Annotated in this window: 8 protein-coding genes; 1 reads left to right on the forward strand and 7 read right to left on the reverse strand. The window is 68.9% G+C overall.

From position 1 onward, the window contains the following. Window positions 1–72: 72 nt before the first annotated feature. The 3 genes from AAHM44_RS15780 to AAHM44_RS15790 all read right to left on the reverse strand — a co-directional run bounded on the left by AAHM44_RS15780 (window position 73) and on the right by AAHM44_RS15790 (window position 4,081). Window positions 73–1,044 (reverse strand): poly(ethylene terephthalate) hydrolase family protein, encoded by a 972-nt coding sequence (locus AAHM44_RS15780; protein ID WP_342250584.1) that lies wholly within the window; start codon window positions 1,042–1,044, stop codon window positions 73–75. A gap of 339 nt (window positions 1,045–1,383) precedes the next feature. Then, window positions 1,384–2,541 carry a DUF1501 domain-containing protein gene (locus AAHM44_RS15785; protein ID WP_342250585.1) on the reverse strand — a complete coding sequence of 386 codons (1,158 nt, stop codon included), beginning with the start codon at window positions 2,539–2,541 and terminating at the stop codon, window positions 1,384–1,386. A 4-nt stretch (window positions 2,542–2,545) separates the two neighbouring features. Continuing rightward, a complete protein-coding gene (locus AAHM44_RS15790; protein WP_342250586.1) occupies window positions 2,546–4,081 on the reverse strand; it encodes a DUF1800 domain-containing protein in 1,536 nt (511 codons plus the stop codon). Window positions 4,082–4,308: 227 nt separating this feature from the next. Here AAHM44_RS15790 and AAHM44_RS15795 point away from each other — a divergent pair, with 227 nt between their 5' ends. Beyond that, window positions 4,309–4,584: a hypothetical protein gene (locus AAHM44_RS15795; protein ID WP_184171063.1), complete on the forward strand. Its 276-nt coding sequence runs from the start codon at window positions 4,309–4,311 to the stop codon at window positions 4,582–4,584. 65 nt (window positions 4,585–4,649) lie between these two features. Here the strand turns inward: AAHM44_RS15795 and AAHM44_RS15800 are convergent, their stop codons facing one another. The 4 genes from AAHM44_RS15800 to ftsA all read right to left on the reverse strand — a co-directional run bounded on the left by AAHM44_RS15800 (window position 4,650) and on the right by ftsA (window position 10,859). After that, window positions 4,650–5,816 carry a deoxyguanosinetriphosphate triphosphohydrolase gene (locus AAHM44_RS15800; RefSeq protein ID WP_342250587.1) on the reverse strand — a complete coding sequence of 389 codons (1,167 nt, stop codon included), beginning with the start codon at window positions 5,814–5,816 and terminating at the stop codon, window positions 4,650–4,652. 144 nt (window positions 5,817–5,960) lie between these two features. Beyond that, window positions 5,961–7,862, reverse strand: coding sequence for an SPOR domain-containing protein (locus AAHM44_RS15805; RefSeq protein WP_342250588.1), 1,902 nt, complete (start codon window positions 7,860–7,862; stop codon window positions 5,961–5,963). 89 nt (window positions 7,863–7,951) lie between these two features. Beyond that, window positions 7,952–9,481 (reverse strand): cell division protein FtsZ, encoded by a 1,530-nt coding sequence (ftsZ, locus tag AAHM44_RS15810; protein WP_269575878.1) that lies wholly within the window; start codon window positions 9,479–9,481, stop codon window positions 7,952–7,954. A 115-nt stretch (window positions 9,482–9,596) separates the two neighbouring features. Then, window positions 9,597–10,859, reverse strand: coding sequence for a cell division protein FtsA (ftsA, locus tag AAHM44_RS15815; protein ID WP_184171050.1), 1,263 nt, complete (start codon window positions 10,857–10,859; stop codon window positions 9,597–9,599). Between the last annotated feature and the right edge of the window lie 41 nt (window positions 10,860–10,900).

Raw genomic sequence — 10,900 nt, forward strand, 5'->3', positions numbered from 1 at the left:
CCCCCCCCCCCCCCCCCCCCCCCCCCCCCCCCCCCCCCCCCCCCCCCCCCCCCCCCCCCCCCACCAGGGCGATCAGGGAATGTTGGAGACCCGTCCCTGCCAGGCATTCGCGGTGAAGAACTCACCCGTCCCGGTCTTGAACGCGCCCCCCGCCACGGCATCCCCCTTCAGCTGCCAGGCGAGCCAGGCCGTCGGATAGCCCAGATAGCCGTACACGCCATTGGCGCAGGCCTTCAGGAAGCCGAGCAGGCCGCAACCCGGCGTGCCGGTGATGTCGTTATGGTTGGCGCCCTTCAGCAGCCCCTTGGCCTTGAGCATCGTGGAAGGCGTGGCGTTGTACCAGGCGGTCTGCGAGTTGAGCTGGGTGCCGCCGCTCTGCGTATCCGGCGCGATCAGGCTGTCGGCGGTGCCGCTGACATAGAAGATCGACCCCGATCCGCCGGTCAGCGTGGGCGTGAGCAGGCAATTGTCTGCCGGATTGCACCAGTTCTGGTTCGGCAGCTCGAACGTCACCGTGGTCTTGATCACGCCGCCCGAGTGGAACATCGCATTGGCGGCGCCGGACGCCCCCTGCGAATGCCCCGCCGCGCCGACATGCGCGAAATCGATGCGCTGGTAGAAGGGGCTGGCCGGGTTGGTATCCTGCGCCTGCATATAGGCGAGCGAATCCAGGACGGTGTTGCCATAGCCGGTCTGCTGGTCGCGTGTCGCCACCACGACGAAGCCCCAGCTCGCGAGATGCTTCAGCCAGTTGGGATAATTGTCCGCGGTGGAGCCGGTGCCGTTGGCCCACAGCACCAGCGGCAGGCGGGTGTTCAGCGAGGCGATGTTGGTCGGATAGAAGACATCGCACTGGTTGCCCTTGGAATCGCAGGCGACGGTGGAGCGCGTCTGGGTCGTCGCATAGGCGCCATTGGCGTAATATTGCGTCTCGACCGGACCGGTCGGCGCGTTGGGGACGGACTGCGCGGCCGCGGGCATGGCCGCCGCCAATGCGGTGGCCGAAACCAGCGTGATGCATATCGCTCGGGATAGTCGCTTCATCTGCCTCTCCTTGCGTTTATCGTTTTCTCCTTCGAACCGTATCGGTGGCGGCGAATTGGTGCCGGACCGAACGGTTCGGCCGCGCGGAGTGGCGAGCAGAAGCTGGTTTTGGCGTATGGCGCACCGGCCCCCTGGGCTTTGATGCAGTGATATCCTCTCCCGATCCCGGTCTCCGCCGGTGACCAAAGGCTAGCCGCACATTTACATGCAATCAAGAATGTATGTATGTAAGTTACAGCGCTGCCAGACAGCCGCTAGCCCGCTCGGCCGTGGCCGACCGAACCCAAAGCACTTCATGCGAGAGAAGAGCGCCCGCCGGATCTCCGGCGAGCCGCCGGTTCAGGCGCGCAGCAGGTCCTGCAACGGCCTGGCTATCTGCACATCGGGAAACAGCTTGCGCGCCGCGGTCTGCGGCGACAGGTCGAAATGGGTGGCCAGCGTCGAGCCGATCACCGCGTCTAGCCCCAGCGTCGGCTTGAGGTCGCGGCTTTCATAGAGCGCCGCATCCGCCAGGCCCGGCCAGTCGGCAAGCACCCTGCCCCCGTTGACCGCGCCGCCCATCAGCATCGCGACCGAACCGGTGCCGTGATCGGTACCCTGGGTGCCGTTGACCTTCACCGTGCGGCCGAACTCGGTGGCGACCAGCACCACCGTGTTGCTCCACAGCGGCCCCAGCCCCGTCCTGAGCGCGCCGATCATCTGGTCGAGCCCGTTGAGCTGGCCCTGCAGTCGCCCCTTCTGCCCGGCATGGGTGTCCCAGCCGCCGGTCTCGATCATCGCGATGCGCGACCCGCCCGGCGCCGCGAGCATCTTCGCGGTGAGCGTGCCGGTGTCGGCAGCGTTCTTGCCGTTGTTCGAGGCAAGGTCGCCGGTCAGCATGCGAGTGGCGGTCGCCTGCTCCCAGATGCCGTGAAGCTGGGCGTCGCCCTGGTACATCTGGCTCACCCGGGCGAGCAGATCGTCCGAAGCGTCGGGCAGTGACGAGGGCGCATAGCTCGCCACCTCCACCGGCCCGCGCAGCGCCATCGGCACGGTCGCGGCCAACGCGATCGCCTTGTCGTCGGCGGGCAGCATGGTCAGCAGCCGGTTCAGCCAGCCGTCCTTGAGCTGATAGGCCGAGGTACCGCCGGTCTCGAGCACGTTCTGCCCATCGAAATGCGAGCGGTCGCGATAGGGCGAGGCGACGGCATGGAGGAACAGCGCCTGCTCGGCGCCGTACAGGCCCATCACATTCTTCATCGCCGGATGCAGCGCGAACATGTCGTTGAGCTTCGGCGCCGCCGCGAACTCCTCCGCCAGCGCCCCACGCTGCCCGGCATAGGCAGGATCGCCCACCGGCGCGACGGTATGCAGGCCATCCGCCGCACCGCGCTGGATGATGAAGACGAAGCGCCGGTCGGTCGCCGCGCGGGCAAAGGCGATGCGCGAGCCGAAGGCGGTGGCGAGCATGGCGGAAGCGCCCAGGCCCACGAAGTTGCGACGGGAAAGTGCGGTCATCGGATCACCTCCGCATGAATTCGGGCGAGACGAGCATCAGGGCGAGGCCCTGGCCCGGGCTCTCGGCACGCGCGATCGACTGCGTGGTCGAGGGGGTAAGCGTGCCGGGAAACAGTTCGGCGGCGCGGGCGCGGGCGTCGATCGTATCCTTGGCGCGGGCGGCCATGCGCTCGGCCGCCTCGACCCGGCGCATCACCGCGTCCGGCCCGGCCCAGGCACCGGCGACATCGTCCCAGCCCGCCGGCGATCCCGGCTTCCAGGTCGGCTGGCCGAGCTGGCCCATCAGGCCGTTCACCGCCTGGGGCTGGACCTGCTGCGTGCCGAGCGCGCGCATCGCCGAAATCGACCATTCCCAGGGCGACTTGAACTTGGCCGGCGTCGGCGACCAGCACTCCGGCGAGGCGATCAGCGCGCGGTACACGGTCGGCAGATCGCCGCCCGAGGACAGGAAAGCCTTTTGCAGCCGCGCGACCAGCGGCGCAGGCGGATCGTCGCTGGCGAAATGGCGGGCGAGCTTGGTGGCGATATGCTTCGCCGTCGCCGGATGGGTGGCGAGATAGTCGAGCACTTCGCTCGCCTGCTCTTCGCCTTGCGCGCTCCATTGCCTGCCCAGGATCGTGCGGGTGCCCGGCTCGTGCATCCGGTCGGCGAACAGGAAGCTGCCCGGCTGGCCATCTACGGCACCGACATAGCGCGCGCCGGGCCCACGCCCGATACCCGCCACGGTGAAACCGGTCATCGCCCGGGCGAATTCGGTGACGTCCGCCTGGGTGTAGACGCTGCGCACGCCGAGCGTGTGGAGCTCCATGATCTCGCGCGCCAGATTCTCGTTGAGGCCGCTGCGCCGCCCGCGCTGGCGCTGCGCCACTGCGCTGTTGGGGCCGACCGACACCGCCTGGTCGAGATAGAGCAGCATCGCCGGGTGGCGCTCGACCGCGTTCAGCATGTCGCCGAACTTGCCCATCACATGCGGGCGGATCGCCTCGAACTCCATCGTGCCCGAAAGACCGACCAGCTCGAGCTTGTCGGCGGAGACGGCGAAATGGTTCGCCCAGAAATGGACGAGCCGCTCGGCGAAGGGCGTCGGCGAGGTGATTGCGGTCAGCGCCCGGGCCGAGACCATGCCGACATAGGCCTGTTGCTGCACCCGCCGCGCTTCGCGCCGGGCGATCATCGCGGCATCCTCGCCCTGATAGACCGGCTTGGCTGCCGGGCCGCCCTGCATCGCCGGTGCCGCCGCCTGCATGTCCTGCATCGCCATGCCCTCGGCCATCGCCGGCTGCGCGCCGGCTGGTTTGGCGGGCGCCGCGGCAGCGGGTCTCGGCTTGGGGTTTTCCAGCCGGAGGAGCCGCTGGCGCTCATAGAAATCGGCAAGCTCGCTTGCGACCTGCGCGCTGGAAGCCTGGGCGGCGATCGCCTGGGGTCGCGGATCAAAGGCGGCGATCTGCCCGGCGAGCCATTTGCCGGGATCGCTCCCTACATCCTCGCCCGGCCTGGCGCCGAGCCCGAAGCGGTTTCGCGCGATACTGGCGTCCGACATGCGACTCCCCTGTAACGGTATTTCTCCGGAATACGTCCCAAGTGTCGCAGAAGTTTGCCAGGCTTTCGGCTCGTCGCCTGCATGCACCGTTTCATCGGTTGCGTTTTCTGCAACTGGGCCCAACTTCCTTTGCGATTGATGCTTTTGCTGCGTCGCAACATAACTCGGCGCAAGAACAGAACATATTGGATGCTGATCTGGCTTCTTTATCAATAAGGAGAAAGATCGTGACGAAGTTCCTTTTCGCGGCTGCCGCCGCCACTCTCGCCTTCACCGCCCCCGCCGCGATCGCCGGCGAGCGCAGCTTCACCCATGAAGGCGTGACCTATACCTATTCGGTCACCAGCAAGGACAAGGTCCAGGTGCTCGAAGGCCGCACCAACAAGGGCGGCGAATTCCGCCTGAACGTGAAGAACGGCTGGGTCGACGGTTACGTCAACGACACCCGCGTCTCGTTCCGCGCGCCGAAGGACAAGAGCGGCGCGGTCCTGGCCGCACGCTGAGCTAGCCCCCTCCCTCTGGGGCTGAACGAAAGGCCGGGGCGGCAACGCTCCGGCCTTTCTTGTGTTCAGAAGCCTTCGGGCAGGTCGATCGTGCCGACCAGCTGCTTGTAGCGGGCGATGGCGTAGCGATCGGTCATGCCGGCGATGAAGTCGGCGATGTGGCGGCTGCGCGCGGGTTCCGCCTCGGGCAGCGCCCCGGCCCATTCGGCCGGCATCAGCGCGGGATCGTCGCGATAGGTGGCGAACAGCCCTGCCACCACTTTATGCGCCGCGTCCGCCGCGGCGAGCTGGCTCGGATGGTGGTAGAGATTGGCGTACATGAAGCGCTTCAGCCCGCGCTCCGCCTCTCGCATCCCGTCGGAGAAATGGGCGAGCACCCGCCCCGCCGCGCGCACGTCGGCCACCGTCTCGACGCCACTCTCGGCGATGCGCTTGCGGGTCGCGTCGATCAGGTCGTTGACCATCAGCCCGATCTGCGCGCGGATCAGCTCGCTGATCAGCCGCCGCCGCTCGCAGCCGGGGAACTTAGCTTCCACCTGTCGCCAGCCCTCGGCGACCATCGGCAGCTCGAACAGCTGGTCGAGCTGGAGCAGCCCGGCCCGCAGCCCGTCATCGATGTCGTGATTGTCATAGGCGATATCGTCGGCGATCGCGGCGACCTGCGCCTCGAGCGAGGCCCAGCTCTCCAGCTCGAGCGGGAACGCCGCATCCGCCTCTGCCAGCGCCCACTCCGGGTGCGCGATCGGGCCGTTATGCTTGGCCAGCCCCTCCAGCGTGTCCCAGGTCAGGTTGAGCCCGTCCCAGGCCGGATAGGGCCGTTCGATCGTGGTCAGGGTGCGCAGTGTGTTGCCGTTATGGTCGAACCCGCCCTGCCCGGCCAGCGCCTCGCCCAGCGCCTTCTCGCCGGCATGGCCGAAGGGCGGATGGCCGATGTCGTGCGCCAGGCACAAAGCCTCGGTCAGGTCCTCGTTGAGCCCGAGCGTCCGCGCGATCGCCCGGCCGATCTGCGCGACCTCCAGGCTATGGGTGAGCCGCACCCGGAAATGGTCGCCGTCGGGCGCCATGAACACCTGGGTCTTGTGGCGCAGACGCCGGAAGCTGATCGAGTGGATGATCCGGTCGCGGTCGCGCTGAAAGGCGTCGCGCGGGCCCCGGGCGGTGCCGCCGGGCTCGGGATGGAGACGGCCGCGGCTGGCTTCAGGCGTGGAGGCCCAGGAGGAAATCGCTTTCACGCGGGTGCCCTAACAGTCCAGATCTCTCCCGTCATGCTGAACTTGTTTCAGCATCCAAATCTCCCCACGCGATACCGCTTGAGGCACGTTGGACCCTGAAACAGGTTCAGGGTGACGAAGTATTGGAGCAAGCCGAACGTCCGATCACAGCGCCAATTTCGTCACCTTCTGCCCGGCCTCGCTGGTGAAGACGAAGCCCGAGACGCCTTCCTTGCCCAGCGCGTTGACAAAGGCCTGTGCCTCGGCGCTGGTCTTGAACGGGCCGGCGAGCACGCGGTTGGTGGCGCGCAGCGGCGTGGTCCAGGCGCCCTTGCCCTTCATCAGCGCCGGCGCCTTGGCGACCACGCCCTTCCAGGCCTTGGCCAGCGTATCCGGGTTGGCGCCGCCGGCGACCTGCACCCAGATGCGGCTCGGATCGGTCTTGGCCGGATCCGGCTTCTTGGGATCGGGCTTCTTCGCCTTGGCGTCCTTCGGATCGGGCTTGCCGCCCTTCTTCGCGTCCTCGGGCGACGTCTTGGCCTTGGGATCGGGCTTGGCCTTGGGGTCCGGCTTCTTGGGATCGGGCTTGGCAACGACCGGCTCGGGCTTGGGCTTCACCGGCGGCACCGGCTTCGCCTCGGCAACGCGCGCCGGAGCGGGTTCGGGCGCGGCGGCGGGCACCGGATCGGTCGGCGTCGCGGTGACGGTCGCGAGTTCCTCGGCCGGAATGGTGATCCCGCCGACGATCGCGGCGAGCACCGAATCCTCCTGCCCCACCTTGGCCGGGCCCGGCGGCGTGGGCTCGGGGCGCGGCGGCTGTCGTACGGGCTGCACCACCGGCTCGGCTTTGGCGAGCGTGACCGGGGCGGGCGCCGGTGTCGGCGTGGGCACCGCGGGGGTCGGCGCAGGCGCCGGGCGGACAGGCGCCGGCGAGGCAGCAGCCATCCGCACCGGCGCAGGCGTGGGCGTGGGACGAACCGGCGCCGGCACCGGCCGCTCGCTGGTCTCGCTCGGCTCCTCCTCGCGCTTCGGCTGCGGGATCGGCTGCACGATCTCGGCCGGCGGCGCCACGAAGCGCGGCGGCGGCGGCAGGTTCTCGTCCGCCACCGGCTGCTGCACCGGCGCGGGCACCGGACGCGCCGCGGCGACGGCGGCAAGCTTCTCGTCACGCTCGCGATCCCTGCGCGAGCGGCGGTCCCTGCCCTTGGGCTCGGGCGCGGGCGCCACCGGCTGGGCGACCGCGGCCATCTGCACCGGGCGAGGCGCCGGCACATAGCGCGGCAGGTCAGGCGCCATCCGCGCATCGGCAAGCCGCGCCTGGGTCGGCGACAGCTCGCCGAAATGTACCGCAAAGGCGCGGTCCGCCGGGTTCAGCCCGCCAAGCCGGCGGAAGAACGGGATCAGCGACTGGCCCATGGTGCCCGGCATCATGCTCGAGGCGATCTTCTCCGCCCCCGCCGTGTCGCCGTTCATCGCCAGGATGAAGGCGCGCGCACGCCAGGCGGCACGATCGCTGCGGCGGAGCAGCGGATCGAGCACGCGCATCGCCTCGTCCTTGTCGCCGGTGATACCCAGAGACAGCGCATAGCGGCGGATCGTCTCGGCATCGTCGCGGTCGCCGGCGAGCGCGAGCTTGTAGTCGCGCTGGGCAAGCCCGGGCTGGCCGAGCAGGTCATAGGCGAAGCCGCGATCGGCGGCATAGGCGCGCGGCGCCAGCCCGCCCGCCTCGGCCGTCTGGAACAGGCGCAGCGCCTCGCCCGGCCGCTCGAGCCGCACCAGCACCATCGCCCGCCCCGCGGCAATGCGCGGATCGCCGGCATTGATCGTCTCGGCGCGCTGGAAAAAGGCAAGCGCGGCGGAGGTATCGCCCAGCCGCGCGCTGGTCATGCCGGCATCGACCAGGGTCGCCAGGTCGCGCGGATCGCTGGCGAGCATGCGGATGTCGTTGGCCAGCCGGTCCGCATCGGGATTGGCCTGGGCGACGACTTCGGTCTGGGCGAAGGCGGGCATGGCCTGCGCGGCCGCAAAGGCCAGCACAGCGATGCCGATAAAGCGATTCCGGTTCATGTCCCCGCCACCTGCGCGCAATTGCGCTGAACCGCCAATGACGGCGCCGGCACGGTTCGCCGAAGCGAGACCGGCCGGCGACGAATGGCTTACTGGTTGTTCTGGCTGCGCAGGAAGCGCGGAATGTCGAGCGGATCCTTGTCCGCATCGTCATCCGACTTGGAGGCACCGCGCGAGGCCATCGCCATGCGCTCGAACAGCGTGCCGCCGCTCTTCTTCGCCGGCTTCTCGACCAGCGGCGAGGCTTCTTCCTCGTCCCCGCCGGTCAGCCAGCGGCGGCGCGTGGTCGGCGTCGCGGCAGGCTCGTCGATCGGGGCGACGGGCGCTTCGGGCACCAGGCTGTCGGCACCGAGGACCAGTTCGTCCTCGTCCTTGCCGTCATCGACCCAGTTAGACTGGACCGGCGCGGCCGGCTGCGGCTCGGGCTCATAGGCTTCGGGCACCGGCGGCGAGAGCGACACGGGCTCCTCGGCGACGGGCTCATAGGCCTCGGGAACCGGCGGTGCGAGCGGTGCTTCCTCGGCTACCGGCTCTGGCGCAGCTTCGGGCTCCGGCGCGGCGGCAGGCGCCGGGTCGGCCGTGGTGCGGCGCGGGGTCGAGAAGGAGAAGACGCGCGGCTGCTCGGCGGCGCGCGGCGCGGCCACCGGCTGCGCTTCCGCATCGATGCCGGTCGCGACGACCGAGACGCGGATCTTGCCCTCGAGCTCCGGATTGAAGGCCGAGCCCCAGATGATGTTCGCGTCCGGATCGACCAGCTCGCGGATATGGTTGGCGGCTTCGTCGACTTCGAGCAGGCGCATGTCCTCGCCGCCGGTGATCGAGACGATCACGCCCTTGGCGCCGTTCATGCTCACGCCGTCCAGCAGCGGATTGGCGATCGCCTTCTGCGCGGCGATGAGCGCGCGGTCGTCGCCCTCGGCCTCGCCGGTGCCCATCATCGCCTTGCCCATCTCCTGCATCACCGAACGGACGTCGGCGAAGTCGAGGTTGATGAGGCCCGGCATGACCATCAGGTCGGTGATGCCGCGCACGCCCTGCTGCAGCACCTCGTCGGCCATCTCGAACGCTTCCTTGAAGGTCGTGTTCGCATTGGCGATCAGGAAGAGGTTCTGGTTCGGGATGACGATCAGGGTATCGACGTACTTCTGCAGTTCGTTGATGCCTGCCTCGGCCGAAGCCGCACGGCGCTTGCCCTCGAAGGCGAACGGCCGGGTGACCACGCCCACCGTCAGGATGCCCATGTCGCGGGCCGCCTTGGCGATGACCGGCGCGGCGCCGGTACCGGTGCCGCCGCCCATACCGGCAGCGATGAACACCATGTGGGCGCCCTCAAGCGCCTTCTGGACGTTGTCGATCGTCTCTTCGGCGGCGGCGCGGCCGATCTCGGGACGGCTGCCGGCACCCAGGCCCTGGGTGATCTTGGCGCCGAGCTGGATGCGGTGGCCCGCGCTCGACTGCTTGAGCGCCTGCGCATCGGTGTTGGCGACAATGAAGTCGACGCCCTGCACGTCCGCGCGGATCATGTTCGCGATCGCGTTGCCGCCCGCGCCGCCCACACCGACTACGGTGATCTTGGGGGTCAGCTCGTCCACGTCGGGCGGAAGGAAATCGATACTCATCGCCTTAGTCTCCCTGCGTCCGGGTGGCCTGTCACGAACGCGTAATCTGTCGCCCGTTCTGCACGAACGCGGAGGGCGACTCTAGAGGGAACGCGAAGTTACCAACGCATTTCTTCTAATAATTTGCCCGGAATGCCGCGATTAGCCGCTGGAACAGGGCTCCCGGGTTGGTCCGGGTGACCATCTGGTGCCGACTGGGCTCCAGCGTGCGCAGGTCGATCGGGTTGGCCGCGGCGAAGCGCGCCAGGCCCGCCAGCGTGGCGAAGGCCGGGCCGGCATGCGCTTCCGGCAGCGCCACCAGCCCCTTGGGCCGGCCGACGCGCACCGCGCTGCCCAGGAACTGCTGGGCGTAATCGGCGACGCCCTTCAGCTCGGCACCGCCGCCGGTCAGGACGATCTGGCGGCCGGCCGGATCCTCGAAGCTCAGCTTCTTCAGCTCCTTCTGGATCTCGCCCATCAGCCGCTCCAGCCGCTTGCGGATGATCGCGTTGAGCTGCGCCTTGGTGATGCGCGGGCCTTCGGTGCCGTCATCGGGGATCGCCGGCACGACATCGATCATCTCATGATTGTCGCGCGGGCTCAGGTTCGCCGAGCCATGGAAGCACTTGGTGCGCTCGGCCCAGGCACGCGCGGTGCCGAAGGACGAGGCGATATCGTCGGTGATGTCGGCCGAGCCCATCGGGATCGAGGCGAGGCCCGAAAGCACGCCCTGCGAGAAGACCGAGACATTGGTCACGCCCGCGCCGATCTCGACCAGCGCGACACCGAGCTCGCGCTCTTCGTCGGTCAGGCAGGCCAGCCCCGTCGCCACCGGCGCGGCGATGATCGAGCGGACTTCGAGATGCGCCGAGCGGACGCAGTGATCGAGATTGCGCACCGGCGCGCCGTCGGTCGCGACGACATGGATGTCGACGCCCAGGCGCTCGGCATGCAGCCCGAGGGGACGGCGCACGCCGGCAAGGCCGTCGACCGTGTAGCGGGTCGGCTGGGCGTGGAGCACCATCTTGCCCTGCGGGTCGATCGCGTCGCGGCCGGCGCGGAGCAGCTCGTCGATGTCGTTCTGCTCGATGCGGTGGCCGCCGAGATCCGATTCAAGCCGGACGATGTCCGAGATCAGGCCACCGGCGGAGAAGCTCACCCACACGTCTTCGATGTTCTGGCCGGCGATGCGCTCGGCCTGCTCCACCGCTTCGCGGATGGCGAGTTCGGTCGCGTGCATGTCGGCGACATAGCCGCGCTTGACGCCTCGGCTCTCGCGCTGGCCGGTGCCGAGCACCACCAAAGTGCCGTCGTCGGACCGCTGCGCGATCAGCGCCGAGACCTTGGACGACCCCACGTCCAATGCCGTGATCAGCCCTTCCGGTGCTACCTTCGCCATCTGCCCCTCATTCGAAAAAACGCTTAATACTCAATTCACCA

Origin of the sequence: Sphingomonas sp. OTU376 (genome assembly GCF_038440415.1) — a bacterium.
Taxonomy (GTDB): domain Bacteria; phylum Pseudomonadota; class Alphaproteobacteria; order Sphingomonadales; family Sphingomonadaceae; genus Sphingomonas; species Sphingomonas kyeonggiensis_A.